Here is a 25429-nt window from a genome sequence, read left to right as displayed (position 1 = left end):
CGAGGTGCCCACCGGCGTCATCAGTTTCGGATCCCTTTACAGAGACCAGTCGATCGGCTCGGCGCCCAGGTCCTCGAGCTCGCTGTTGGCCCGGCTGAACGGCTTGGAGCCGAAGAAGCCGTTGTTGGCCGACAACGGGCTGGGGTGCGCGCTCTCGATCCGCGGGATGTCCTCCAGGGCCGGCGCCAGCGACCGGGCGTCCCGGCCCCAGAGGATGGCCACCAGCGGCTCGTCCCGTTCCACCAGGGCGTGGATGGCCTGCGCGGTGATGTCTTCCCAGCCCTTGCCACGGTGCGAGGCGGGCGCGCCCGGCGCGACCGTGAGCACCCGGTTCAGCAGCAGCACGCCCCGCTCGGCCCACTTCGACAGGTCGCCGTGCTTGGCCGGCTCGATGCCGAGGTCGTCGTGCAGTTCCTTGTAGATGTTGACCAGGCTGCGCGGCAGCGGCCGCACGTCGGGCGCCACCGAGAACGACAGGCCCACCGCATGCCCGGGCGTGGGGTACGGGTCCTGCCCCACGATCAGCACCCGCACCTCGTCCAGCGGCTGCTTGAACGCCCGCAGCACGTTCGGCCCGGCGGGCAGGTACGTCCTGCCCTCGGCGATCTCCTGCCGGAGGAAGTCGCCCATCTCGGCGATCTTGTCCTCGACCGGGGCGAGGGCGGCCGCCCATCCCGGGTCGATCTGGTCAGCGAGAGGTCGGCGCGTCACGCTGGCCGACATTAGCGCCCGGCGAACCTAGACTGCACCTCCGTGCATCGCTACGACGCCACCACCGAGGTCCTCGCCGAGGCCGTGATGAGCTATTCACGGGAACGGATGAGTATGGGAGACGTCCCGCTGGACGCCCCGCGCACCGCCGCCGAACTGCAGGCCCTGGTCGGGCAGACGATCACCACGCAGGGGATGGGCGGGGAGAAGGCCCTGCGGCTGTTCGGCGACGTGCTGGCCCAGGCCTGCATCACCGTCGACCACCCGCGCTACCTCTCGTTCATCCCGTGCGCCCCGACCAAGGCCGCCACCCTGTTCGACCTGGTGGTGAGCGCCTCCAGCCTGTACGCGGGCACCTGGATGGAGGGTTCGGGCGCGGTCTACGCCGAGAACCAGGCGCTGGCCTGGCTCTCCGGGCTGGCCGGGCTGCCCGAGAGCGCCGGCGGGGTGTTCGTTCCGGGCGGTACCTACGGCAACCTGTCGGCGCTGGTCGCCGCGCGCTACCGGGCGCGCCAGCAGCGGGCCGCCGACCTACCGCGACGCTGGGCCATCGCGGGTACGGCGAACGCGCACTCGTCGATCGTCAGTGCCTGCGACGTGATGGACGTGGACTTCGTCGGCGTCCCGGTCGGCGAGGACGGAAGGCTGACCGGCACCGCGCTGCGCGAGACGCTGGCCCGGGCCGGGCACGACGGGGTCTTCGCGGTGGTGGCCACGGCCGGCACCACGAACCTCGGCATCGTCGACGACCTGGACTCGGTCGGGGCGGTCTGCGCCGAGCTGGGCCTGTGGTTCCACGTCGACGGTGCCTACGGGCTGGCCGGGCTGGCAGCACCGAGCGTGCGGCACCGGTTCGACGGCATCGAGCGGGCCGACTCGTTCGTGGTGGATCCGCACAAGTGGCTCTTCGCCCCGTTCGACTGCTGTGCCCTGGTCTACCGCGACCCGGCCCTGGCCCGGGCCGCCCACACCCAGCGGGCCGGCTACCTCGACGTGGTCACCGAGGGGGACGAGATCAACCCCTCCGACTACGCGGTCGGCCTGACCCGGCGGGCCCGCGGCCTGCCGTTCTGGTTCTCCCTGGCCACGCACGGGACGCAGGCCTACACCGATGCGGTCGAGCGCACGCTCACGGTGGCCCGCCACGCTGCGCAGAGCGTGCGCGAGCGGCCCCAGCTGGAACTGCTGCACGAGCCCGATCTGTCAGTGGTCTGCTTCCGGCGGGTGGGCTGGACCCCGCAGGACTACCGGGCCTGGTCGCAGCAGCTGCTGGCCCAGGACAAGGGGTTCGTGGTCTCGACCACCCACGCCGGCGAGACCTGCACCCGGCTGGCGGTGGTCAATCCGGAGACCACCGAGGCGGACATCGACCTCATTCTGGACAGCATGGTGTGAATGACACGCTCAGGGTCCGGTTCTAGAGTGAGCCGCATGGACACCGAGCCCGAGGCCGCCGGAGCAGGCCCGCTGACCGCCCGTGAGGCCGAGATCCTGGCCTTCGAGCGGCAGTGGTTCCGCTTCCCCGGGGCCAAGGAGCAGGCCATCCGCGAGTTGTTCGACCTGCCCGCGACCCGCTACTACCAGGTCCTGAATACGCTGATCGACCGACCCGAGGCTCTGGCGGCCGACCCTATGCTGGTGAAACGGCTGCGGCGCGTGCGCCAGATGCGTCGCCGGAGCGGTTCCGCTCGGTCACTTGACGCTCACGGTTGAGCACCACAGTGCATCGGACGGGGCAGTCCGGGCCGATATCGCGGGCCGAGTTACCTCGTCGGGCCGGACCGGGTCGGTAGTCTCGGGCCGTCGGGCACCCCTGAACCGGGCGGTGCTCGTTCCATAGTTCTGGGAGTCATGCGATGACCGCCACGAGGCCTCCGGGCTACGACGACCGCTCCGCCGCCCCGGTGGAGGCGAGCCGCCGCGGTGCACACCGTGCGCGGCCGAAGGCGATTGCGGCCATCCTGCCGGTGGTCGCCGGGGTCGCCGTCGTGCTGCTGGTGATCGGTGCGGTCTACACGGTGGTCGGCGGTCGCGCCTCCGACGACAAGAGCGCCTCGACGGGCGCACTCGACGAGGGGGCGGACACGACCGCGGCCCCGAGCGCGTCGGCCGGTGAGGACAAGGGCGACGGCAAGGGCGACGGCAAGAACGACGACCAGGGCGCCGACGAGTCGAGCCCGGCCGCCGAGGAGAGCCAGGACGCCGGTTCCGAGGGCGAGGGCGACGGCAGCAAGGTCGACAAGACCATCCCGCTCATCGTGCTCAACTCGCTGAGCGTCTCCGGCCTGGCCAAGCAGTACCAGTCCGACCTCGAGGGCAAGGGCTGGTCGGTGGAGCGCACCGGCAACTCCAACAACAAGGACCTGCCGGTCACGACCATCTACTACGAGGGCGACGAGATGAAGCCCTCGGCCAACGCCGTGCGCAAGGCGCTGGGGCTGGGCGAGATCTCGGAGAGCTCCGAGGTCAACCCGGGCAAGATCACCGTCGTGCTCGGCGAAGACACCCAGTAACCCGTTCGGCCCAAAGGGGCACGACCGTTCACCGACAGAACCAGATTTCGGACGTCGGTGCTCGCCGGCCGCGGTGCGTCCGCCTTCGGGTTCGCCTCAGTCGTGGGAAGACCCGTCCCGGCCGGGCTCCGCAGAGCCGGCCTCCGTCGGGTGGGCGCGGTGGATGTAACCCCCGTCGAGCAGCCCGGCCCGGCTCTCGAAGTGGTTACGCAGCGCGGGATCACCGGTGCGCGCCCAGCTGTAGAGCGAGGCCAGGCCGTAGGCCGGCAGGAACCCCAGCGGGCCCAGCCAGCGGGCGTACTGCCCGGCGTGGCGGGCCTCGTGGCGCAGCAGATTCGGTCTTCTGACCAGCGCCGATTCCGGTATCCCGAGCAGGACCACGTCGCCGATGGTCATCGCCCGCCCGCGCACCGGAAGCAGGCCGCTGCGGTAGTCCCAGGCCAGCAGGAGCCCGTACGGTCCGTGTTCGATCCGGGCCTGTCCGGCCCGGGCGAGAGCCAATCCGACAGGTGTTGAAAGGTTCATCCAATTCACTGCCCGACGGGTTCGGATCAACAGTGGACGGCTTGTCGGACCCCGACTCGGAGCCTCTACATAACCGCCCCGGCGACCCCGGGAACGCATCCCGGGTTCCGGTCCTACGCGCCGTCGCGGAGATCGCATGAGCTCAGCCTAAGTGCGGTTCACGAAGGTCGCTAAGAGTTGGTATCTCCCGCGTGCTCGATTCAGGCGCTACTGTAGGCATCGGTCGAACAGTTCGATGAGCAATGTCCTCTCCAGCTTCACGCCAGAGGCCCGCACGTTGGACCATCCCGGACCAGCCCTCCTGGGGGAGGTCCGGCGAGCGTGAGACCCGGCTCGTGTGCAGTGCTCGAGTCGCGCCGCAGTTACAGCAAGCAGGAGTAGGAATGGCTCAGGGAACCGTCAAGTGGTTCAACGCCGAAAAGGGTTATGGCTTCATCACCGTTGACGGTGGTGGCGCGGACGTCTTCGTCCACTGGTCGGCAATCCAGATGGACGGCTACCGCTCGCTCGACGAGGGTCAGCGGGTGGAGTTCGAGGTCGGTCAGGGCCAGAAGGGCCCGCAGGCCGAGGCCGTGCGCCCTGCCAGCTGATTCGTCTCTCGTGAGCCCCGCCGAGGGTTCGTGAACCGACTCGTCACCAAGGCCGTCCCCGGAACTTCACCGGGGACGGCCTTGTGTGTTTGCGCAGTTTTTACAATGCGGATAACGGCGGTGAAACAATTGCTGCCACCGGTTAACCGGAATTCGTGCGGCTCGGGCCGGGAAGGCTATTCCCGGGTTCGTCACCGGCCGAACCGGATATCGTCGTCCTGACGCATTCGACGGTCGGTGATTGGGGCGGCTACGACCGCTCCCCGTGGGATGCCAAGAATGCGACCGCTGGTTAATTCTTGTCGGCATAAGAGGCGATCGGTGCGGCCGCGAGTGGGATGCGAACACCGCGATCTCCGAGAACCAGAGCGGTGGCTTCTGCGCCACTGTCCACGACGGCCTGAACGGCGGCTTCGGCCAGTGCGGCGGGAACGTGCACGATCACTTCGTCATGCTGGAAGAACACCAGTTCTGCGGCGGGGGAGAGAGCACTCAGCCGGCGTCGTAGACCGGCCACCAATGCATTCGCCCAATCCGCGGCCGAGGCCTGGATGACGAAGTTGCGGGTGAACCGGCCCCGCGCCCGGGAACGGGCCAGAGCCTGCTCCAGCGGCACGTCCTGCCAGGTCGGATCCGGCGGCGGGCAGGTGCGGCCGAGCACCGACCGCACGATGCCCCCGTCCTCCCCGGTGCGCGCCGCGCGCTCCAGCAGCTCCAGTGCCTTCGGGAAGCGGCGCCGCAGGGCCACCATGGCCGGGGTGTTGGCCCGGGCCCCGTACATCGCCGCCAGCAGCCCGATCTTGGCCTCGTTCCGGGCCTCCGGCCGGCCCAGCGCCTGCCGGGCCAGAGCCGTGTACATGTCGGCGTCGGCGGTGGCGGCGAGCATGCCGCGGTCGCCGGAGAGCGCGGCCAGGATGCGCGGCTCCAGCTGCCCCGCGTCGGCCGCCACCAGCACACAGCCCGGCTCGGCCACCACGCAGGCCCGCATCACCTTGGGAATCTGCAGCGCCCCGCCCCCGGACGTGGCCCACCGCCCGGTGACCACCCCGCCGGGCACGTACTCCGGATGGAACCGCCCGTTGCGCACCCACTGGCCCTGCCACGACCAGCCGTGCGCCACGTGCAGCCGGGCCAGCTCCTTGTAACGCAGTAGGGGAGCCACCGCCGGGTGCTCCACCTCTTTCAGTTCCCAGGCCCGGGTGCTGGTCAGCAGCACCCCCTGCCGCTTGAACGCCTTGAGCACGTCGCCGGGGGAGTCGGGGTTCATCGCCGGCCCCGGCCCGGTGACCCCGGGCACCAGCAGCCGCGACACCTCCTCGGCCAGGGCCTGCAGCTTGGGCGGCCGCCCGTGGTGCTGAGGCCGCGGCCCGAGCAGGTCGGTGAGCACCTCGTCGTGGATCCGGACGCTCCACGGCAGCCCGGCCCGCCCCATCTCGACCGCGGCCAGGCCGGCCGCCGACTCGGCCGCGACGAGCAGCGCGAAACCGGGGTGGGTACGGCGCACCCGAGCCACGTGCGCGACCTGGCCGGCATAGAGACGCTGCAGCTCGGCCAGGCCCTGCGGCGCCTCGCGGGTGGAGGGGAGTGGCGTCTGCTCCGTCACGAGGGATCCAAGAACAAGGTCATCTTGCGGGGCATCCAGATCCGGACCGTCTGTACCCACCCAGCGCCCGCCCGAGCTCTCGGTTCGCCCAACCTCCTCCTCGTGCCCTGCCGTATCGGGCCCACCTGTCGTCCCGACAACGCCCGCCCCACCCGCCGAACTGCCCGGCTCGTCACCGAACAGCGAGATCTGCTCCGACCGGCCGGCCGACTCGCGCACCACCGACTGCGGCGGCACGAACGCAGCCCCCTCGTAGGTGTTGAGCAGGTTCTGCGCCGCAGCCAGGTCATGACACCGCTGAACCCGCACGCCGGCCTCGAGCAGCGCCGGGTACACCTCGGCCGTGCGCCACCACACCCACCGGGGCGCGGCCTCGCGCTCCAGCGCGCTTACCCCCAAAGCCAGGTCGTCTACCCAGGTGACCTCCCCCGCCGCCTGGCCCACCGCGTCTATAGGTAGTAACTCGAAACCCGCCCCCGCCGGTGCCACCAGCACCCACCGCGCAAGCCCACGCGCGCCCGCGCCCGCATCAACCACCCCCGTGCCATCACCGCTGGTCACGCCGCCGTTGCCCGCACCACCCGCCACGACCCTCATGCTGCCAGCCGCCACCGACAGTCTTCGTCGCCGAAGGTGTTGCGCCCGCAGTGGAACTCCAGGAGAACGGTGCCCGGATCGGGCCCCGGAGGTTTGCACTCACCAGGGTCGAGTGCTAATCATTGGACTAGCACTCTCCGCGTGAGAGTGACAGCTTTGCGAGTACGGCCAGGTGGATGAGGGCCGGTGCCGGGCGGGACAGGACCGCTGGGCGTCGTTCCGTCCGTCGCGGGCATCTCCCTGGTCACAACCCACCCACGTGGAGGGAACACCACACGATGGCCAAGATCATCGCGTTCGACGAGGAAGCCCGTCGCGGCCTCGAGCGGGGCATGAACCAGCTCGCCGACGCCGTCAAGGTGACCCTCGGGCCGAAGGGCCGCAACGTCGTTCTGGAGAAGAAGTGGGGCGCCCCCACGATCACCAACGACGGTGTGTCCATCGCCAAGGAGATCGAGCTCGAGGACCCGTACGAGAAGATCGGCGCCGAGCTGGTCAAGGAGGTCGCCAAGAAGACGGACGACGTCGCGGGTGACGGCACCACCACCGCCACCGTGCTCGCCCAGGCCCTGGTTCGTGAGGGTCTGCGCAACGTCGCCGCCGGCGCCAACCCGATGGCCCTGAAGAAGGGCATCGAGGCGGCCACCGCTGCTGTCTCCGCCGAGCTGCTGGCCCAGGCCAAGGAGGTCGAGACGAAGGAGCAGATCGCTGCTACCGCGTCCATCTCCGCCGCCGACCCCGCCATCGGCGAGCTCATCGCCGAGGCGATGGACAAGGTCGGCAAGGAAGGCGTCATCACCGTCGAGGAGAGCAACACCTTCGGGCTCGAGCTCGAGCTCACCGAGGGTATGCGCTTCGACAAGGGCTACATCTCCGGTTACTTCGTGACCGACCCGGAGCGGATGGAGGCCGTCCTCGACGACCCGTACATCCTCCTGGTCGAGGGCAAGATCAGCACGGTCAAGGACCTGCTGCCGCTGCTCGAGAAGGTCATCCAGAGCGGCAAGCCGCTGGCGATCATCGCCGAGGACGTGGACGGCGAAGCCCTCTCCACCCTGGTCGTCAACAAGATCAAGGGCACGTTCAAGTCGATCGCCGTCAAGGCGCCCGGCTTCGGCGACCGCCGCAAGGCCATGCTGCAGGACATCGCGATCCTGACCGGCGGCCAGGTCATCTCCGAGACGGTCGGCCTCAAGCTGGAGACCGCCGGTCTGGAGCTGCTCGGCCAGGCCCGCAAGGTCGTCATCACCAAGGACGAGACCACGATCGTCGAGGGCTCGGGCGACGCGGACCAGATCGCCGGCCGCGTGACCCAGATCCGCAACGAGATCGAGGCCAGCGACTCCGACTACGACCGTGAGAAGCTGCAGGAGCGTCTGGCCAAGCTGGCCGGCGGTGTTGCGGTGATCAAGGCCGGGGCGGCCACCGAGGTGGAGCTCAAGGAGCGCAAGCACCGCATCGAGGACGCAGTCCGTAACGCCAAGGCTGCCGTCGAAGAGGGCATCGTGGCCGGTGGTGGCGTCGCGCTGCTGCAGGCTTCGGTCGTCGCCTTCGAGAAGCTCGAGCTGACCGGCGACGAGGCCACCGGCGCCAACATCGTCAAGGTCGCCGTCGAGGCCCCGCTCAAGCAGATCGCGGTCAACGCCGGTCTCGAGGGTGGCGTCGTGGCGGAGAAGGTGCGCAACCTCCCGTCGGGTCACGGCCTGAACGCGGCCACCGGTGAGTACGTCGACCTGGTCGCGACCGGCATCATCGACCCGGCCAAGGTCACGCGCTCGGCGCTGCAGAACGCCGCCAGCATCGCGGCGCTGTTCCTGACCACCGAGGCGGTCATCGCCGACAAGCCGGAGAAGGCGGCGGCCCCGGCCGGCGGCGCTCCGGACATGGGTGGCATGGACTTCTGATCCAGCCCTGATCAGCGCTGATCCAGCACTGAACCAGTGGGGGCGGTTCTCCTTCGGGAGGGCCGCCCCTTCGCTGTTCCCGCCTGAGATCTGAGGACGTCGATGAGGACTGCCGCACTCGTGCTCGCCGCCGGCGCGGGGAGACGGATGGGCCGGCCCAAGGGGCTGGTCACCGATGCTCGCGGCGTGCCTTGGGTGCGGCTGGCCGTCCGATCAATGACGGACGCTGGTTGCGGTCCGGTTGTCGTGGTCACCGGGGCGTCGGGTGAGGAAGTAGCAAAGCTGTTGCCCGCCGGAGCTGTTCGGGTGCACGCCGCCGACTGGGCCGAGGGTATGTCGGCTTCGCTGCGCGCCGGGCTCAGCTTTCTGACCACGCTGGCCGAGCCGCCCGACGCAGCGATCGTAGGGCTGGTCGACACCCCCGATGTGACGGGCGCGGTCGTGGCCCGTCTTCTCGAAACCAGTTACCCCGCAACGGAAAACTCCGCACATCGTTGCCCCGACCCGTCCATTGTTCTGATTCAGGAGACCCTCGCCCGGGTCATCTACGACGGAAAACCCGGCCACCCCGTCCTGATCGGCCGCAACCACTGGGCCGGGATCATCGCCACCGCCGCCGGCGACGTGGGCGCCCGTCACTATCTGCGCGGGCGTACAGACGTCCGGCTGGTGGAGGCCGGCGATCTGGCCACCGGGGCTGACATCGACACCGTTACCTGAGCTGCCTACGCTGGTGGCGTGCCGACCGAGACCACACACCACGAGCCCGACCAGAGCCGGATCAACCCGCCTGCCCGCCAGGTCCGGCAGGCGCTCGTGTCCGACCAGCCGCTCGACCTGCAGGCGCACGCCGCCCTGGTCGAGGGAGCTTCCTCGGGCGCAGTGGTCACCTTCGCCGGGGTCGTGCGCAATCACGACGGGGGGCGTGAGGTGCTGGGGCTCGAGTACGAGGGGCACCCCACCGCGCAGTCGGTCCTGGAGCGGGTCGTGGCCGAGGTTACGGCACAGAGCACCGCTGAGGCAGTCGCGGTCTCGCACCGCATCGGCACGCTCGCCATCGGCGACACAGCGCTGGCCGTGGCCGTGGCCGGGGCCCACCGGCAGGAGGCCTTCGAGACCGCGATGCGCCTGGTCGACGAGGTGAAGGCGCAGCTGCCGATCTGGAAGCGGCAGGTCTTCAGCGACGGCACCGACGAGTGGGTCGCCTGCCCCTGAGGCTCAGGAGGACGCGGCGCCGGGCGCCACGATCCCGGCTTCCTTGCTGCTGCGCTCGTACAGCTGCACCTGGTAGGTGCCCAGGTCCTCCACCCCGGTGACCCGGAACCGGTCGAACAGCAGGCGCTCCTTGTCCTGCTCGGGCTCCTCGGCGGTCTCGCCCAGGCGCACGTTGCTGGTGACCACCCAGACCCGGGTGCGCTTGCGCAGGGCCTTGGCGATCTGCGCGGTCGAGTCCTCGACCCCGAACAGCGTGTCCGACTGCTCGCCGGACTTGGCCAGGGCCACGTCGTCCACCCCGTCGAACGCCGCGGGGTAGGCCAGTTTCACCACGCGCCGCGAGGCGGGCAGGAAGATCACCGCGTCGCCCGGGCGGGCTCCTTCTTCGATCGCCTGGGCCACCCCGCGCAGGTTCTCGTGGTGACCGGTGTCTTTCCAGCGGTAGACCGTGTGCAGGTGCGCGGCGCCGATGGTGAGCACCAGCAGCATGACCAGCACGTAGCGGACCCGCAGCAGAGTGGCCAGCGAGGCCAGCACCAGCGCCGTGCCGGGCACCGTGAAGAACACGTAGCGCCAGTCGTACAGCGGGTGCACCTGCGAGATGGTCCACAGGAGCACCGGCGGCAGCACCGACCAGGCCAGGCCGAGCGCCAGCGCCGGGTTGTGGGTGCCCCGGCCCACGCCGGCCAGCGCCAGCACGACCAGGGCGAGCACTACCCAGGTGCTCTCGTACTGCGCCGCGAAGAAACCGCTCAGGCGGTCGGGCGTGGGCACCGGAAGCCAGGCCACCTGGCCGCTCTGCCGGCTGGAGAACCACAGCAGGGGGGTGAGCAGGGTGACCGCCGCACCGGCGCCCAGGTACCAGTGCAGCCGGACGCGGTGGGCGGAGGTGGCCAGCACGTAGCCCAGGTGCGCGGCCAGGATGGTCAGGCCGATCACGTTCAGCAGGCCGAGCACCGTCAGGCAGCCGACGTAGATCGCCCAGCGGGGGCGCAGCCAGGGCTTACGGCAGACCCGGACGAGGGCCAGGGTGGCGGCCGTGGCCATCATCGCGACCATCGCGTAGGGCCGCGCCTCCTGCGCGTAACGGCTGGCCAGCGGGGCGACGACCCACAGCAGACCGGCCGCCAGACCGACCTTGCCCGAACCCAGTTCGCGGCCCAGGCGCACCAGCAGCACGCCGGTGACGGTGGCCGCGGCGACCGAAAGCAGGCGCAGTGCCGTGAACGACTCGGTCGGGCCGACCAGGGCGTGCACGAGCAGGTAGTACGTGGCGTGCACGAGGTCGACGTGCTCGGTCAGGTCGAGGATGTCGCCGGTCGGGCGGGAGACCACGTCGCGGGTGACCGCCTCGTCCCACCACGGGCTGGGCCGGTTGACCCACCAGGAGAAGACGGCGGCGCAGACCAGCGCGACCAGGCCCTCGGCCACCCAGGGGCGGCGCAGGAGCTCGTAGGCGCGCTCCTCGAACCTCTCGACCCGGGAGGGGGTCGCCGGGCGGGCGGGCGGCTGCGGGGCGAGCGGGGTGGTGGCCCCGATCCGCGCGCGGTCCAGGCCGGTGGGCAGGGTCCCGTCGGGTTCCCGCCCCGTCGTCTGCGTCACCGAACGATGTCTCCTGCTTCGACGTGGTGGACCGATGCTCGATCGATCAACTCTGGTCACGCACGGCGACACTGCCGCGTCGGCTGAGCCGTGGTCGCCCACAGCTGGAAGAGCCGACAACGGGAGACCTGCAAGGGGTGGCTGCCAGGCCGACCCGTGGCTCAGACTACGTCAGCCAGGACACTGCCACCCGTCGGAACGGTCACGGGAGCGCAACGGTCGGCTGGGAGCTTCCTGGGGATCAACCCCCGGCAAATGGTGGGAGAACGTCGACCACGGCGCCGACCGGCACCAGCCGGGAGCGGTCGCCGGCGACCTCGTCGATCAGGAACGAGGAGGCGTCCAGCACCCGGGCCAGGTCGTTCCCGTGGCGCTCGGCCAGGCGGCCGACGACGTCCTCGAGGACCAGTGGCGCGCTCGCGGTGAGGGCCTCGGACTCCACCCCGGCGGCCCGGCGGGCACCGGCGAAGTAACGGATGGTGATGGTGTTGCTCATTGGTCCTCAGCCTCCGATCGCGCTCATCGGACGGTCGGGCTGGATGAACGAGGTGTCGTTGATGCCGTGCCCGGCCGCCTTGCCCCACATCGCGGCCCGCCAGATCCGGGCCAGTTCCGCGTCGTCGGCCCCGGCTCGCAGGGGCGCCCGCAGGTCGGTCTCGTCGCGGGCGAAGAGGCAGTTACGGATCTGCCCGTCCGCGGTGAGCCGGGTGCGGTCGCAGTCGCCGCAGAACGGCCGGGTCACCGAGGCGATGATGCCGACCGTGCCCTCCAGCCCGTCGCCCCGTGCCGTCCAGGTCTGCGCCGGCGAGGCGCCCCGGGCCAGGGGATCGGTGGGCACCAGCTCGAACTCCTGGGCCAGGGCCCGCTGGATCTCGTCGGCGGTGACCATCGCCCCGCGCTCCCAGGCGCCTTGGGCGTCCAGCGGCATCTGCTCGATGAAGCGCAGCTGGTAGCCCTCGGTCAGGGCCCAGCGCACCAGCGGCACCGCCTCGTCCTCGTTGGTGCCCGGCAGCAGGACGGCGTTCACCTTGATCGGGCCCATCCCGGCGGCAGCGGCGGCGGCGAGGCCGGCCAGCACGTCGCGGTGCCGGTCCCGCCGGGTGATCCGGAGGAAGCGCTCGGGGTCGAGCGTGTCCAGCGAGACGTTGATCCGGGCCAGCCCGGCCGCTGCCAGCCCACGAGCCCGCTTGTCCAGGCCTACACCGTTGGTGGTGAGCGCGGTGACCGGAGCCTGGCCCCGATGGGTGCGCAGCGCAGTGGTCGCCCCGATGATCCGCTCGAGCCCCTTGCGCAGGAGCGGCTCGCCTCCGGTGAACCGCACCTCTTCGACGCCCAGTTCGTTCACCGCGAGGGTGATCAGCCGGATGAGCTCGTCATCGCTGAGCACCTGCTCCTGGGGAAGCCAGTCCAGCCCTTCCGGGGGCATGCAGTAGCCGCAGCGCAGGGAGCAGCGATCGGTCAGGCTGACCCGGAGGTCGGTGGCGACCCGGCCGTAGGTGTCGATCAGGCGCGAATCGGCCGGACGTCCTTCGACGGGCGGGGTGCGCCCCTCGTCTCTCGTCCTCGGCAGCCCGAGCATCACCGTCGTCACCTCGACAGCGTAGACAACTGGGGCGTAGGACGCCTTGTGCGTTCGCCTGGTGAGCCCGTCCGCCCCGTCTGAACGGGTTGTCCGGCCTGGGGTGCCGATGCCCGGCAGGACGGCTGTCCAGCCCTCCGTCGCAGCCCGGACCGGTCCGCCAACTTCTCCTGTTCACCTTGGTCCGGAGCGTGATCTGCCCCGCCCTGACCAGTTTTTTCCAGGCTTGAGACGGCCGCCAGGTCCCTCGATCAGCTCCTGGAAAACCGCCTCTGACGTGCTGAGATAGCTCTCAGGTCAACACGCGTCACTCGTCGCGACCCCGGCTTCCGGGCGCCGCCCCATCCACCTCAGCTACCGCACAACTTGACCTGGTGCTAACCTGAAGGTGAACAGAAGATGAACGAGAGGTGGATAGAGAGCCATGAAGCGTCTCTACGGTCTTGATTCAGTTTCTGCCGCGTCGCCTACGGAATCGACTTCCGCAGCGACCGGCACGTCGCTGCAGGGGCACCCGGAATGGACCGGAGCCTCGCCGCTCCGCCCGGTGGCCCACTGGGTGAAGCTGCCGGACGGCAAGGGCGGCCGCAAGCTGTCCATGGTGTGGGAGGTTCCGAACCCCCTGCCGTCGTCCGCGCACTGAACAATTCTGCCCAGTGACCTGGGCCGAGCGCCTGCCGAGGTCAGTCGAGAGGTCCCGTCCCGACTGACCCGGCAGAGTCCCGGCCAGGCCTGATCCAGCCGCCGCGAGCGCCCCCAAGGGCGCCGCGGCGGTTGTGTTTTGGCCGGCCTGCCTGCCCGCTGGCCTGCCTGCCCGCCCGCTGTCCTGCCTGCCCGCTGTCCTGCCTGCCCGCCCGCCCGCCGGACTGCCCGCCCGCCTGCCGGACTGCCCGCCGGACTGCCCGCCCGCCGGACTGCCGGACTGCCCGCTGGCCAGCCAGCCCGCCCGCCGGGTTGCCGACCGCGGTGATGCCCCGTGCCGGCTCGCGCCGAAAGCCGGCACGGGGGTCTGGTGGGCGGGGCGGTTCAGGCGCTGAACATGCGCACGGCGGCGTCTTCCACCTCTTGGTACTGCCTTCCGGCCTGGGCCAGGGCGACCTGGATGTCTTCCAGGGTCGCGCGCACCCGTTCCTGGGTGCCCCGCCAGTCGTTGATGACCGACTGGAACGACGTGGCGGCGGTGCCGCTCCAGCCGGCCTGCAGTTGCACGAGATGCCGCATCATCCGGTCCACCTCGGTGCCGATCTGCTGCGCGGACGCCTGCACGGCGGCGCTCGCCTGCACCACCTGAGCGCTGTCGACCTCGAACCTGGGCATGCCGGCCTCCCCCTAGAAGCTCTGAAAACCGTTGTCCACGACCGCTCCCACCGCGGGCCACCCTCCGCATCCGGCGGGAGCGGCCGTGCCACCGCCGGTCCAGGCGGCGTGGAACAACCATGGCAGGTTGCGGGAAAACGGGTTCCGGGTTTTCCACAGGCGAGGAGACCTGTGGAAAAAGTTGTGGGCAAACGCAGAGCCTCCGGCGACGGTGGGGGGGTGTCGCCGGAGGCTCCGGTGGAAAAGGCTGCTCGGATCAGCCCTTTCGGTGTGGCGGCCGTGGGGTACGGCCGCCGGGAACCGCTCGCCCCTGGTGGGGGTAGAGGCGGGCGGTCGGTTCGGTGGTCAGTTCGCGCTGTCCGGGCGGGCGCCCAGAGTGACCTTCACGTCCTGGCTCTTACTGTTACTGACGATCGTGAGGGTCACTTCAGTTCCCACTGTGCGCTCGCGGATCTGGGCCATCAGCGACTCGGCCCCGTTCACGTACTCGCCGTCCACCGCGATCACGGTGTCGCCCTGCTTCAGCCCGGCCTCCGCGGCGGGCGAGTCGGCCACCACGCTCTCGACCGAGGCGCCGTCGCGCTGCGCGTCGTCGACCGGCACGGTGGTGTCGCCCAGGGTGATGCCGAGCCACGGGTGCTGCGCGCTGCCGTTCTCGATCAGCTGGTTGGTGATGTCCTTCACCTGGTCGACCGGGATGGCGAAGCCCAGGCCGATGCTGCCGGACTGGCTGCTCTGCTGGCCGAAGGCCGAGCTCTGGCTGAGCGTGGCGATCGAGGAGTTGATCCCGATCAGCTGGCCCTGGGCGTTGACCAGGGCGCCGCCGCTGTTTCCGGGGTTGACCGCGGCGTCGGTCTGGATCGCGTTGGTCACCACCGGTGTTCCGCTGCTGCTGGTGGTGCCCTCGGTCTCGGAGGCGGAGGTGCTGACCGGGCGGTCGACGGCGCTGACGATGCCGGTGGTGACCGTGCCGGCCAGGCCCAGCGGGTTGCCCACGGCCATCACCGAGTCACCCACGCCGACCGACTCGGTGGTGCCCAGCTTGGCCGGGGTGAGGTCGTTCGGCGGGTTCTCCAGCTGGATCACCGCGAGGTCGGTGGCGGCGTCGGTACCGACGATCTTGGCGCTGTACTTACGCCCGTCGTTCAGCACGACCTGGATCTCGTCGGCGCCGGAGACGACGTGGTTGTTGGTGACGATCCGGCCCTCGGTGTCGAGGATGACGCCGGAACCCTCACCCCCGGACTGCCCGCTGGTCATCTGCACCGACACCACGCTGGGCTCGACCGCGGAGGCCACCGCCTCCCAGTCGGGGTTCTGCGAGGTGCTGCCGGTGACCGGGGCCTCGGCGGCGGGCTCGTCGCTCTGGGAGGAGCTGGTCAGCGCGCTGGCGTTGCCGGCGTCGTCGTCCTGCGTGGCGATCACCACGCCGGCGGTGAGCAGGCTGGCGATCAGGGCGGCGCCCAGGCCCGAGGCGATGACCCCGCGCCAGCCGGGCTGGCCCAGCTCGCGGCGCTTCTTCGCGGGCGGCAGCGGGGGCTGACCACCGTTGCCGAAGCCCGGCTGGGGGAGCGGGCCGGTGGGGGGCTGGCCGTTGCTCGGGTAGGCGGTCAGCGTCTGCGTCGCGCCGGGCTGGTTCGCCCCCTCCGGGCCGGGGCCCTGCTGCTCCTGCGGCCGGGCGTAGGGGTTGTGCCCGTACTGGACCGGCTGCCCCTGCGTGCCGTACTGCGGCGCTGCTCCGTACGGATAGCCCTGCTGCACAGGCTGCCCCGCGCCCGGCCCGGCCGGGGTGGGCTGCGTCTGGTTGGTCGCGCCGGCCGGAGCGGAAGCGTGCGCAGCCGGGGCAGGGTTGGTGGCGGACGAGTCGTCGCCGGGGCGGCGGGCCCAGGAGTAGGCGTTCTCGTCGTGGTTGTTCGTGGTCTGCGTCATTGTTCTCACCCTCGTGGCCAGCTTGCTGACGGGTACTACTTCACCCCGGCCTCCTCGGCGTTGGCTGCATCGTGTCTGTGAGAAGCCTGAGAACCCGGCCGAGCCTGTTCCCGGCCGCAAAACCAGAGATGCCCCGGTCGCCGACCGGGGCATCGTGGTGCGAACGCAAGCGTTCTAGGCGCAGCTCATTCAGCAGCTGACTTGGCGGCGGGGGCCTGGATCGGCCGACCGTCGGCGTCCAGCCGAGTGCGCCGCGGGTTGGCGACGGAGTAGCTCTTGGGAGCCTTGGTGTCGTCACTGTCCGGGGTGGTCGCGGTGTGGTTCATCTGCCCTCCTCACGAAAGGGTCGAAGCTGTCGCTGCGTACCGAACCCAGAGTCGCGCAGCTGCGTGACTACCTGGTTTCGATCTGGGGAACGCCGCGTCACCTCTGGAAAATCCCTGAGGTAACCCGGAACCGCCCTGTACGGACAACTATATCTACGCAGGCCAGCATGCAGGGACTCGTCCGCACAATTCATCCTGTGGGAGGTGTCACGCGACGGTGTCAATATCGCCGGGAGTTCGGGGAATGCCGCGTCCTGAAGTTGCGGACCAAGGCCGCCGGGCGTAGTGCAATCGGCTGCCCGAAGGTCGTCCCTTCGGGCAGTCGGTGACGCTCAGTGAAGGATGATCATCTCAGGCGGACGGAGTGGCACCGGGTGCCGCGTCATCGTCCAGGTCATCGGGGGTGTCGGGAGCGTCGGGGGCCTCGGGCAGCCCGGCGCTCGCCAGCGGCAGCTCGACCCGGAAGGTGGCCCCGCCCCCCGGGGTGGAGGCGACCCCGACCCGTCCTTCGTGGGCACTGATCACGGCCGCGACGATCGAGAGCCCCAGCCCGGAGCCGCCGCCCTGATGCCGGGCGCGGGAGGCGTCCACCCGGTAGAACCGCTCGAACACCTTGGCCGCGTGCTCCGGGGTCAGGCCGTCGCCGTGGTCGCGGACCTCCAGCACCGCCACGTTCTCCCACCGGCCCACGGCCACCTCGATCGGTGATCCCGAAGGCGTGTGCCGCACGGCGTTGGCCAGCAGGTTGGCGACCACCTGCCGCAGCCGGTTGTCGTCGCCGGTGACCACCGCGGGCTCGGGCCCCTGCTTGTCGCTCAGCCCGACCAGGCGGACCGTGCGGTCGGGGGCCAGCCCCCGGGCGTCGTGCACCGCGTCGCCGGCCAGCACGGCCAGGTCGACGGGTTCGCTGCGGGCCGGACGCTGCTCGTCCAGCCGGGCCAGCAGGAGCAGGTCCTCCACCAGCGTGCCCATCCGCCGCGACTCGTCCTCGATCCGGCTCATCGTGCGGGCCACGTCGGCCGGTTCGGAGACCGCCCCCTGGCGGTAGAGCTCGGCGAAGCCGCGGATCGAGGCCAGCGGGGTTCTCAGCTCGTGCGAGGCGTCGGCGGCGAACCGCCGGGTGCGCTGCTCGGAGGCCTCACGGGAGCGGAAGGCGCTCTCGATCTGGGCCAGCATCCCGTTCAGGGACGTGGTCAGCCGGCCTACCTCGGTGGTCGCCGGGTGCGCGGGCACCCGCCGGGACAGGTCGCCCGCGGCGATCGCGGCGGCCGTCTCCTCGACCTCGGTGAGCGGCTTGAACGAGCGCCGGATCACCAGCCAGCCCAGGCTGGCGAACAGCACGGTGACCATCAGCCCGAACATCAGGATCAGGATCCGCAGCCGGTTCACCGCGTCGTCGACGTCGTCGAGCGGCAGGGCGATCTGCACGCTGCCGGTCTGGCCGGTGAAGTCCTTCTTCCAGCCCGAGGCGATCACCCGCCAGGTGGTGGCGCCGTCCTCGGACTGCACGCTGAACACCTCGGCATCGGTGGCGTTGGCCTGTTGGGAGGTCATCTCCACGAGGGCCGGGGCCGACGACTGCGGCGTCAGGTCCTCACCGATACCGCCCCCGTCGTAACAGACCTTGATCGCGAACTCGGCCAGGCCCCAGCCCTGGGCCCGGACGCTGGCGCCGCGCAGAGTGTCGTTCAGCGCCGACTCGCCCACCGGCGTCAGGCTCTGCTCGAGCTGGCTGTCGACCTTGCCCACCAAATAGCTCTTCAGCACGTACTGGCTGGCGAAACCGGTCAGGGCCAGGCCGGCGACCAGCAGCACGACCATGAGCCCGACCAGGCGGGCCCGCAGCGGTGTGGACTCCCAGCGCTGCCGGGCGCGGTCGAGGAACCGGGGCTGTGAGGGGGCGCGGGTGGAGATTCCGGAAGAAAGCGTGGTCATGACCGATCAGTTCTGGGGAGGCAGGCGCAGGACGTAGCCGACGCCGCGCTTGGTGTGGATCAGCGGGGGCTCGACGTCGTCGATCTTGCGACGGAGGTAGGAGATGTAGGACTCGACGATCCCGGCCTCGCCGTTGAAGTCGTAGGCCCACACGTGGTCGAGGATCTGCGCCTTCGACAGCACCCGGTTGGGGTTCAGCATCAGGTAGCGCAGCAGTTTGAACTCGGTGGGGGAGAGCTCGATCAGGCGGCCGGCCCGGCGCACCTCGTGCGAGTCCTCGTCCAGTTCCAGGTCGTGGAAGACCAGGCGGCCGCTCTCGGCGTCGGTGGCCACCCCGGTGCGGCGCAGCACGGCGCGGATCCGGGCCACCACCTCCTCCAGGGAGAACGGCTTGGTGACGTAGTCGTCCCCGCCGACCGTCAGGCCGGTCACCTTGTCGCCGGTCTCGTCGCGGGCGGTCAGGAACACCACCGGGATGTCCCGCCCGCGCTCGCGCAGCTTGCGGGTGACGGTGAAGCCGTCCATGTCCGGCATCATCACGTCGAGCACCACCAGGTCGGGCCGGTGCTGCTCGGCGAGCGCCAGCGCCTGGGCGCCGTCGCCGGCCCCCACGACGTCGAAACCGGCGAACCGCAGGCTGGTGGTCAGCAGTTCGCGAATGTTCGGCTCGTCGTCGACGACCAGCAGTTTCGCCTCATAGGTCTTCTCAGCCACGCGGACAGAGTGCACCCGATTTCTGGGAAGTTCCTGGACGCCGGCCGTCCGCCGCCAGGGCCCGGAAACCCCAGATCACCACCAATGGACGGGGTGGTCGCTACGGGCGGCGGAGGATCCCGATGATTCGGGAGAGTTCGCGTCGGTCGGCTTCACCCAGCCGGTCGAAGAACTGGTCGGCCTCGGCCGCCCGGGCCCGCCGCACGGCCTGGGCGATCTCTTCCCCCGACGGGCTCAGGCTGACGAGCGTGGCCCGCCGGTCGTCCGGATCCGGCGAGCGTTCCACCAGACCGCGCTCCTGCAGGGCGTCGACCACCTCGGTCCCCGAGCGCGGGGCGATGCGCAGGTGCTCGGACAACGAGCTGATGCGCAGGCTGCCGTGCCGCTGCAGCACGCCGATCGCCCGGGCCTGCCCCGGCGTGATGCCCAGCGGGCTGACGCTCTCGTGACTGCGGTGGCGCAGCCGACGGGAGACCGCCCAGAAGGCCTCGGCCAGGGTCTCCTCGTCCTGCGCACCCTGTTCGTTCTCTGGCTCGGCACCCACCGGAATACCGTAGCCGAAACTACAGTTGGAGCCTCATAGTGAGGTAACCTCACTAAATTCCCGACCTGGAGGTCCGCCCTTGCCAAGGCCACCGAAGCCGTCCGAACCCACCCCCGCCGAGCGCGCCGCCGAACGGGCCCAGGCCCGCGAGGTCTCGCTGCGCCGCGTCGGTGCCCTCTTCCATGCCCACCGCCGCCCGCTGGCCGTGGTGGTCGCCATCATCGTGGCGTCGTCCGTCGTCGCCATGGCCTCCCCTTTCCTGCTGCGCGAGGTCATCGACGTGGCCATCCCCGAGCAGAACGTCGGCCTCCTGGTCGGGCTGGTCGCGGGCATGGTCGGCGTGGCCGCGCTGACCAGCGTGCTCGGCGTGGTGCAGACCTGGATCAGCACCCGCGTCGGCCAGGAGGTGATGCACCGGCTGCGCACCGATGTCTTCGCCCACCTGCAGCGCCAGTCCGTCGCCTTCTTCACCCGCACCCGCACCGGCGAGGTGCAGTCCCGGATCACCAACGACATCGGCGGCATGCAGAGCGTGGTCACCTCGACCGCCACCTCGATCGCCGCCAACCTCACCACCGCGGTCGCCACGGCGGTGGCGATGATCGCGCTCTCCTGGAAGCTCTCGCTGATCTCGCTCGTCGTGATGCCGCCGGCCATCCACCTCAGCCGCCGGGTCGCGGCCCTGCGCCGGGCGATCACCGCCCAGCGGCAGCGGGAGCTCGCCGACCTGAACGTGACCATCGAGGAAGGGCTCTCGATCAGCGGCATCCAGCTGAGCAAGACCCTGGGCACCAGTTCCGCGCTGGTCGAGCGCTTCACCCGCACCTCCGAGCGGCTGATCGAGCTGCAGCTGCGCTCGGACCTGGCCGGGCGCTGGCGGATGGCCTCGATGACGATCATCTTCGCCGCCATCCCGGCCGCGATCTACCTCAGCGCCGGGCTGCCGGCCACGTCGGGCGGGATGACGATCGGCACCCTGGTCGCCTTCACCGCGTTGCAGCAGGGCCTGTTCCGGCCGCTGACCAGCCTGCTCAACGTCGGCGTCTCGATCACCTCGTCGCTGGCCCTGTTCGCCCGGATCTTCGAGTACCTCGACCTTCCGGTCGAGGTCGACGAACCGGCCGAACCGGTGGACGTGGATCCGTCAAGTATTCGGGGAGACGTCCGGATCGAGGACGTCACCTTCACCTACGCCGGTAACGACACGGCCGCGCTCGCGGGCGTCGACCTCCTCGTCCCGGCCGGCCAGACGCTGGCCGTGGTGGGCGAGACCGGCTCGGGCAAGAGCACTCTCGGCTCGCTGGTGGCCCGGCTGGCCGACCCCACGGCGGGCCGCATCACCATCGACGGCATCGACCTGCGGCGCTTCCGCCTGGCCGACCTGGCGCAGATCGTCGGCGTGGTCAGCCAGGAGACGTATCTGCTGCACACCACGGTGCGGGAGAACCTGCGCTATGCCAAGCCGGACGCCACCGACGAGCAGATCGAGGCGGCCGCCCGCGCTGCTCAGGTCCACGACCTGATCGCCTCGCTGCCCGACGGTTACGACACCATGGTCGGCTCCCGGGGGCACCGGTTCTCCGGCGGAGAGAAGCAGCGTCTGGCGATCGCCCGCACCCTGCTGCGCAATCCGCGGGTGCTGGTGCTCGACGAGGCCACCAGCGCCCTCGACACCGCCACCGAGCGGGCCGTGCAGGAGGCCTTCGACGAGCTCGCCCGCGGTCGCACCACGATCACCATTGCCCACCGGCTCTCCACCGTGCGCGACGCCGACCAGATCGCAGTGCTGGATCACGGCCGGATCGTCGAGACCGGTACTCACGAGAGCCTTCTCCGGCGCGAAGGCCGCTACGCCGCGCTCAGCGCCTGACCGGTTCCGCCCAGTCGATCCGGTACTCGGTCATCCAGGCGAGGGCCTTCTCGCTGGCCCAGTGCTTCACCACGTAGGGCATCATCGCGTCCCGGACGACCGCCCCGACCGGCCCGGCGGCCTTGCCTGACCCGTTGCGCCGCCCGGCCGCCACCACCTTCTCCACCCGGGACCGCCGGATCTGCTCGTAGGCGACGAAAGCGTCCTCGGTCGAAGGCAGGTCACGCAGGCAGCGGGCCAGGACCACTGCGTCCTCGATCGCCATCGAAGCGCCCTGGCCGGCCGACGGGGCGGTGGCGTGCGCCGCGTCACCGATGATCACCATGCGGTCGTCGTGCCAGACCGGGACCCTGGGGAAGTCGTAAGTGGTCCAGGGCGGGAACAATTCGTCGGTCGCGTCGATCGCCGCCAGTGCCGGGCTCCGGTCGTCGGCGAAAAGGTCTTTCAGTTGCTGCCGCCAGGCCTCGGGCGAGATCCGGTCCAGCCCGTCGCGTCCGGGGTCGGACTTGGCCGGCGGATTCGCGAACCACCAGGTGCCGCCGTCCGGAGCGGTCAGCCAGGCGAAGAAGCAGCGCTTGCCGAAGATGAAGTGCGCATCGCCGACGGCCCCGCCGAGTTTCAGGTCCGGCGCGTAACCGCCGGTGTTGAGCAGTCCGACGAAGCGTGCCGGCGGCGCCCCGGGATCGAGCAGCGCGCGGGTGCGCGAGCGCAGCCCGTCCGCCCCGATCAGCAGGTCTCCTTCACTGAAGGTTCCGTCCCCGAAAGCCGCGCGAACTCCGGAATCGGTGCGCGAGGCGTCCACAAGCCTTTTTCCGTAACAGATCTCGATACCACGGCGCTCGGCCTCGGACCGCAAGGTGAGATACAGGTCCGAGCGCGACAACGTGCGCGCCCGCATCCCGGTGCTGCCCAGATCCTTGCCGGTGCGCCCACTCCCCAGATGCATGCGCTTGGTGGGCATGCCCAGGTCGCCCACCAGCCGGTGCAGGCCCAAGGGGGCCAGCGCCGCCAGTCCGTTGTCCTGGATGGTCAGGAACGCCCCGATCCCGTCCGAGCCCGCTCCGTAGGCCTCATGGACCACGGATCTCAGCCCCGCTTCGTGCAGCGCGATCGCCGTCACCGTGCCGGCGATGCCCCCGCCAATGATCATCGCTGTCTTGGTCATAAAATGACCATACACATTATGACTAAGAGATGGCCAGGGATATCCTCGGCGGGTGCCTGCTCCCCGTCGTTCCGTTCTTGCGGTGGCCGTGCTCTCGATGCTGTCCGAGGCCCCGATGCACGCCTACCGGATGCAGCAGCTGATCAAGGAGCGGCACAAGGACGACGTGATCAACGTCAGTCAGCGCAACAGCGTGTACCAGACCGTCCAGCGACTGCTGCGGGACGGCCTGGTCGAGGTGGAGGGCACCGCACGGGCCGAGAACCGGCCCGAGCGCACCACCTACCGGCTCACCGTGCAGGGCCACGAGGTGCTGCTCGACTGGCTGCGCGACATGCTGGCCGAGCCGGTGGAGGAGTACCCGCAGTTCCCGGCGGCCCTGTCGTTCCTGCCGAACCTGGGCGTGGAAGAGGCGGTTTCGGTTCTCAGGGTGCGGGCGACCCGGCTGCGTGGGCGGCTGGAGAAGGTCCGGGCCGAGGTCGAATACGGAAAGACTTTCCTGGCGCCGGTCTTCCTGGTGGAGACGGTGTACCAGGAGCGAATCCTGGCGGTTGAACTGCAGTACGTCGAGGAACTGGTCGCCGACCTGCGGTCAGGCCAAATCACCTGGCCGCGGCCGGCCGACGATCAGGCCTCCTGAGTGTCCACGTCTTCGGCGTCGAGAATCCGGTACGCGTAACCCTGTTCGGCCAGGAAGCGCTGCCGGTGGGCGGCGAAGTCCTGGTCGAGCGTGTCCCGGGAGACCACCGCGTAGAACCGCGCCGACTTGCCGTCGCGCTTGGGGCGCAGCAGCCGGCCCAGACGTTGGGCCTCCTCCTGACGGGAACCGAACGAGCCCGACACCTGGATCGCCACGCTGGCCTCGGGCAGGTCGATCGAGAAGTTCGCGACCTTGCTCACCACCAGGGTGGACAGCTCGCCGGACCGGAAGGCGTCGAACAGCCGCTGCCGCTCGGCCACCGACGTCTCGCCCTTGAGAACCGGTGCGTCCAGCCGATTCCCGATGTCGTCGAGCTGGTCCAGGTACTGCCCGATGATCAGGATCTGCTCCCCGGCATGCCGTTTCACCAGCCGCTCGACCACCTTGGTCTTGGAGTCGCTGGTGGCGCAGAGCCGGTAGCGCTCCTCCGGCTCGGCGGTGGCGTAGACCAGCCGCTCGCGCTCGGGCAGGGTGACCCGCACCTCCACGCAGTCGGCCGGGGCGATGTAGCCCTGGGCCTCGATGTCCTTCCAGGGCGCGTCGTAGCGCTTCGGGCCGATCAGGCTGAACACGTCGCCCTCCCGGCCGTCCTCGCGCACCAGGGTGGCGGTCAGGCCGAGCCGGCGGCGGGCCTGCAGCGAGGCGGTCATCCGGAACACCGGGGCGGGCAGCAGGTGCACCTCGTCGTAGACGATCAGGCCCCAGTCGCGTGCGTCGAACAGGTCCAGGTGGGCGTAGGCGCCCTTCCGCTTCGTGGTCATCACCTGGTAGGTGGCGATGGTGACCGGGCGGATCTCCTTGCGGGTGCCGGAGTACTCGCCGATCTCGTCCTCGGTGAGGGTGGTGCGGGCGATCAGCTCGTCGCGCCACTGCCGGGCCGAGACCGTGTTGGTGACCAGGATCAGCGTGGTGGTACCGCTTTTCGCCATTGCGGCGGCGCCGACCAGGGTCTTGCCGGCGCCACAGGGCAGCACGACCACGCCGGAACCGCCGTGCCAGAAGCCCTCTACCGCCTCGGCCTGGTAGGGCCGCAGTTCCCAGCCGTCCGGGGCCAGCTCGATCGGGTGCTTCTCGCCGTTCACGTAACCGGCCAGGTCCTCGGCGGGCCAGCCGAGCTTGAGCAGCACCTGCTTGAGATTGCCGCGCTCGCTCGGGTGCACCAGCACGTCGGTCTCGTCCAGCCGCTCCCCGACCAGCGGGGTGACCTTCTTGCTGCGCAGCACCTCCTCGAGCACCGGCACGTCGAGGCCGCGCAGCACCAGGTTGCCGCCGTCCTTCACCAGCTGCAGCCGGCCGTAGCGGGCCATCGTCTCGGCCACGTCGACCAGCAGGGCGTGCGGGACCGGGTAGCGCGAGTACTCCAGCAGGACGTCGACCACCTGCTCGGCGTCGTGACCGGCGGCCCGCGCGTTCCACAGGCCCAGCGGGGTGAGCCGGTAGGTGTGCACGTGCTCGGGGGCGCGCTCCAGTTCGGCGAACGGTGCGATCGCCCGACGGCAGGCGGCTGCCTGCTCGTGGTCGATCTCCAGCAGCAGGGTCTTGTCGCTCTGGACGATCAGTGGTCCGTCAGTCACGGATCAGAGTCTCCCTCATCGCTCGGTGACATGGAGCTCAACCAGCTTCCGGAGCGGTTTCATCCGTACCGGCCACCGCGATCACCCGATGCACCGAGTAGCCCCGCACGCGCCCGGTGGCCAGCTCCAGCGCCCGGATCCGGCCGCCCTCCACCGCCAGCGGCTCGATCAGCTGCCGCACGGGTCTCCCGGCCTCTTCGAGGTAACCGATCCACAGAGGACGTCGGGTGGCGGCGGCCTCTCGGAGGACGGCTATCGCTCCGGCCGGGTCCATCGGGACCAGCGGTGGGGGTTCGGCCCCGGCGATCACCGGGCGGCGGGTGTTCTCCTCCACGGCCCGCATCGACCGCACGGCGTTGCGCAGAGCCTCGTGGGTGGCGGTGGGCGGCGGCTGCCGTCGGGCCACCGGTGACCCGCTCGACCGGGAACGGCGGGGAGCCACGGCGTGCACGAGCAGATCGCCGTCGGGTGACTCGGCGGCCGGGGCCAGACCCATCTCGCGGAGCGCGGCCAGCA

Annotated in this window: 23 protein-coding genes and 1 pseudogene; 9 read left to right on the top strand and 15 right to left on the bottom strand. The window is 70.3% G+C overall.

Translation table 11 applies throughout. The features are described 5' to 3' along the window. Positions 1-36: 36 nt before the first annotated feature. Positions 37-711: a uracil-DNA glycosylase gene (locus LWF15_RS10245; protein ID WP_232810200.1), complete on the bottom strand. Its 675-nt coding sequence runs from the start codon at positions 709-711 to the stop codon at positions 37-39. 42 nt (positions 712-753) lie between these two features. Between LWF15_RS10245 and LWF15_RS10240 the strand changes: the two genes are divergently transcribed. From LWF15_RS10240 to LWF15_RS10230, 3 genes are all read left to right on the top strand, one after another. Continuing rightward, positions 754-2106 (top strand): pyridoxal phosphate-dependent decarboxylase family protein, encoded by a 1353-nt coding sequence (locus LWF15_RS10240; RefSeq protein ID WP_232810199.1) that lies wholly within the window; start codon positions 754-756, stop codon positions 2104-2106. 36 nt (positions 2107-2142) lie between these two features. Then, positions 2143-2424, top strand: coding sequence for a DUF3263 domain-containing protein (locus LWF15_RS10235; protein ID WP_232810198.1), 282 nt, complete (start codon positions 2143-2145; stop codon positions 2422-2424). Between the two features lie 143 nt (positions 2425-2567). Then, the gene (locus LWF15_RS10230; protein WP_232810197.1) at positions 2568-3224 is read left to right on the top strand and encodes a LytR C-terminal domain-containing protein; all 657 of its coding nucleotides are present in this window, start codon (positions 2568-2570) and stop codon (positions 3222-3224) included. 96 nt (positions 3225-3320) lie between these two features. On the opposite strand, the gene LWF15_RS10225 is transcribed toward LWF15_RS10230, so the two are convergent. Next, entirely contained in the window at positions 3321-3725 is a 405-nt protein-coding gene (locus LWF15_RS10225) for a hypothetical protein (RefSeq protein WP_232810196.1), read from the bottom strand. Positions 3726-4132: 407 nt separating this feature from the next. Here LWF15_RS10225 and LWF15_RS10220 point away from each other — a divergent pair, with 407 nt between their 5' ends. Further along, positions 4133-4339, top strand: a complete 207-nt coding sequence (locus LWF15_RS10220) for a cold-shock protein (protein ID WP_214153400.1) — start codon at positions 4133-4135, stop codon at positions 4337-4339. Between the two features lie 292 nt (positions 4340-4631). Here LWF15_RS10220 and LWF15_RS10215 read toward each other — a convergent pair whose 3' ends face one another. Then, a complete protein-coding gene (locus LWF15_RS10215) occupies positions 4632-6539 on the bottom strand; it encodes a bifunctional 3'-5' exonuclease/DNA polymerase (RefSeq protein ID WP_232810195.1) in 1908 nt (635 codons plus the stop codon). Positions 6540-6817: 278 nt separating this feature from the next. Here LWF15_RS10215 and groL point away from each other — a divergent pair, with 278 nt between their 5' ends. From groL to LWF15_RS10200, 3 genes are all read left to right on the top strand, one after another. Further along, positions 6818-8443 carry a chaperonin GroEL gene (groL, locus tag LWF15_RS10210; RefSeq protein ID WP_232810194.1) on the top strand — a complete coding sequence of 542 codons (1626 nt, stop codon included), beginning with the start codon at positions 6818-6820 and terminating at the stop codon, positions 8441-8443. A 102-nt stretch (positions 8444-8545) separates the two neighbouring features. Further along, complete coding sequence (locus tag LWF15_RS10205; RefSeq protein ID WP_232810193.1) at positions 8546-9163, top strand: nucleotidyltransferase family protein; 618 nt, start codon at positions 8546-8548, stop codon at positions 9161-9163. Positions 9164-9223: 60 nt separating this feature from the next. Further along, positions 9224-9658 carry a molybdenum cofactor biosynthesis protein MoaE gene (locus LWF15_RS10200; protein WP_352396483.1) on the top strand — a complete coding sequence of 145 codons (435 nt, stop codon included), beginning with the start codon at positions 9224-9226 and terminating at the stop codon, positions 9656-9658. A gap of 3 nt (positions 9659-9661) precedes the next feature. On the opposite strand, the gene LWF15_RS10195 is transcribed toward LWF15_RS10200, so the two are convergent. From LWF15_RS10195 to LWF15_RS10155, 9 genes are all read right to left on the bottom strand, one after another. Then, positions 9662-11260, bottom strand: coding sequence for a glycosyltransferase family 39 protein (locus LWF15_RS10195; protein ID WP_232810191.1), 1599 nt, complete (start codon positions 11258-11260; stop codon positions 9662-9664). Between the two features lie 241 nt (positions 11261-11501). After that, entirely contained in the window at positions 11502-11756 is a 255-nt protein-coding gene (locus LWF15_RS10190; RefSeq protein ID WP_232810190.1) for a MoaD/ThiS family protein, read from the bottom strand. Between the two features lie 6 nt (positions 11757-11762). Continuing rightward, on the bottom strand, positions 11763-12839 hold the full coding sequence (gene moaA / locus LWF15_RS10185) for a GTP 3',8-cyclase MoaA (protein ID WP_269809963.1): 1077 nt from the start codon (positions 12837-12839) through the stop codon (positions 11763-11765). A gap of 1026 nt (positions 12840-13865) precedes the next feature. Further along, positions 13866-14156: a WXG100 family type VII secretion target gene (locus LWF15_RS10180; RefSeq protein ID WP_232810188.1), complete on the bottom strand. Its 291-nt coding sequence runs from the start codon at positions 14154-14156 to the stop codon at positions 13866-13868. A gap of 345 nt (positions 14157-14501) precedes the next feature. After that, positions 14502-16085, bottom strand: a complete 1584-nt coding sequence (locus tag LWF15_RS10175) for a S1C family serine protease (RefSeq protein WP_232810187.1) — start codon at positions 16083-16085, stop codon at positions 14502-14504. 185 nt (positions 16086-16270) lie between these two features. Continuing rightward, a complete protein-coding gene (locus LWF15_RS10170) occupies positions 16271-16411 on the bottom strand; it encodes a hypothetical protein (protein WP_232810186.1) in 141 nt (46 codons plus the stop codon). A gap of 351 nt (positions 16412-16762) precedes the next feature. Beyond that, entirely contained in the window at positions 16763-18346 is a 1584-nt protein-coding gene (locus LWF15_RS10165) for a sensor histidine kinase (protein WP_232810185.1), read from the bottom strand. 6 nt (positions 18347-18352) lie between these two features. Then, positions 18353-19060, bottom strand: coding sequence for a response regulator transcription factor (locus LWF15_RS10160; protein ID WP_232810184.1), 708 nt, complete (start codon positions 19058-19060; stop codon positions 18353-18355). Between the two features lie 100 nt (positions 19061-19160). Then, complete coding sequence (locus LWF15_RS10155) at positions 19161-19604, bottom strand: MarR family winged helix-turn-helix transcriptional regulator (RefSeq protein ID WP_232810183.1); 444 nt, start codon at positions 19602-19604, stop codon at positions 19161-19163. Between the two features lie 79 nt (positions 19605-19683). Here LWF15_RS10155 and LWF15_RS10150 point away from each other — a divergent pair, with 79 nt between their 5' ends. Continuing rightward, complete coding sequence (locus tag LWF15_RS10150; protein ID WP_269809937.1) at positions 19684-21474, top strand: ABC transporter ATP-binding protein; 1791 nt, start codon at positions 19684-19686, stop codon at positions 21472-21474. Here LWF15_RS10150 and LWF15_RS10145 read toward each other — a convergent pair. Continuing rightward, positions 21464-22639: an FAD-dependent oxidoreductase gene (locus LWF15_RS10145; protein ID WP_269809936.1), complete on the bottom strand. Its 1176-nt coding sequence runs from the start codon at positions 22637-22639 to the stop codon at positions 21464-21466. The two genes, LWF15_RS10150 and LWF15_RS10145, sit on opposite strands and share 11 nt — an antisense overlap. Positions 22640-22691: 52 nt before the next feature. Between LWF15_RS10145 and LWF15_RS10140 the strand changes: the two genes are divergently transcribed. After that, complete coding sequence (locus LWF15_RS10140) at positions 22692-23279, top strand: PadR family transcriptional regulator (RefSeq protein WP_232810182.1); 588 nt, start codon at positions 22692-22694, stop codon at positions 23277-23279. Here LWF15_RS10140 and LWF15_RS10135 read toward each other — a convergent pair. Together LWF15_RS10135 and LWF15_RS10130 are read right to left on the bottom strand one after the other, a co-directional pair. After that, complete coding sequence (locus LWF15_RS10135; RefSeq protein ID WP_232810181.1) at positions 23267-24913, bottom strand: DNA repair helicase XPB; 1647 nt, start codon at positions 24911-24913, stop codon at positions 23267-23269. The two genes, LWF15_RS10140 and LWF15_RS10135, sit on opposite strands and share 13 nt — an antisense overlap. 37 nt (positions 24914-24950) lie before the next feature. After that, positions 24951-25429 (bottom strand): annotated as a pseudogene (locus tag LWF15_RS10130) (hypothetical protein); the annotation flags it as partial.

It is taken from the genome of Kineosporia rhizophila, from assembly GCF_021277265.1.
GTDB classification, from domain to species: domain Bacteria; phylum Actinomycetota; class Actinomycetes; order Actinomycetales; family Kineosporiaceae; genus Kineosporia; species Kineosporia rhizophila.
This window is presented reverse-complemented; position numbering and strand designations above follow the sequence as displayed.

What these genes read in the sequence shown, in the direction of transcription:
- LWF15_RS10235 (WP_232810198.1), top strand. Translation starts at nt 2,143, where the DNA reads ATGGACACCGAGCCCGAGGCCGCCGGAGCAGGCCCGCTGACCGCCCGT.
- LWF15_RS10230 (WP_232810197.1), top strand. Translation starts at nt 2,568, where the DNA reads ATGACCGCCACGAGGCCTCCGGGCTACGACGACCGCTCCGCCGCCCCG.
- LWF15_RS10220 (WP_214153400.1), top strand. Translation starts at nt 4,133, where the DNA reads ATGGCTCAGGGAACCGTCAAGTGGTTCAACGCCGAAAAGGGTTATGGC.
- LWF15_RS10215 (WP_232810195.1), bottom strand. Translation starts at nt 6,539, where the DNA reads ATGAGGGTCGTGGCGGGTGGTGCGGGCAACGGCGGCGTGACCAGCGGT.
- groL (WP_232810194.1), top strand. Translation starts at nt 6,818, where the DNA reads ATGGCCAAGATCATCGCGTTCGACGAGGAAGCCCGTCGCGGCCTCGAG.
- LWF15_RS10205 (WP_232810193.1), top strand. Translation starts at nt 8,546, where the DNA reads ATGAGGACTGCCGCACTCGTGCTCGCCGCCGGCGCGGGGAGACGGATG.
- LWF15_RS10190 (WP_232810190.1), bottom strand. Translation starts at nt 11,756, where the DNA reads ATGAGCAACACCATCACCATCCGTTACTTCGCCGGTGCCCGCCGGGCC.
- moaA (WP_269809963.1), bottom strand. Translation starts at nt 12,839, where the DNA reads ATGCTCGGGCTGCCGAGGACGAGAGACGAGGGGCGCACCCCGCCCGTC.
- LWF15_RS10180 (WP_232810188.1), bottom strand. Translation starts at nt 14,156, where the DNA reads ATGCCCAGGTTCGAGGTCGACAGCGCTCAGGTGGTGCAGGCGAGCGCC.
- LWF15_RS10175 (WP_232810187.1), bottom strand. Translation starts at nt 16,085, where the DNA reads ATGACGCAGACCACGAACAACCACGACGAGAACGCCTACTCCTGGGCC.
- LWF15_RS10170 (WP_232810186.1), bottom strand. Translation starts at nt 16,411, where the DNA reads ATGAACCACACCGCGACCACCCCGGACAGTGACGACACCAAGGCTCCC.
- LWF15_RS10165 (WP_232810185.1), bottom strand. Translation starts at nt 18,346, where the DNA reads ATGACCACGCTTTCTTCCGGAATCTCCACCCGCGCCCCCTCACAGCCC.
- LWF15_RS10145 (WP_269809936.1), bottom strand. Translation starts at nt 22,639, where the DNA reads ATGACCAAGACAGCGATGATCATTGGCGGGGGCATCGCCGGCACGGTG.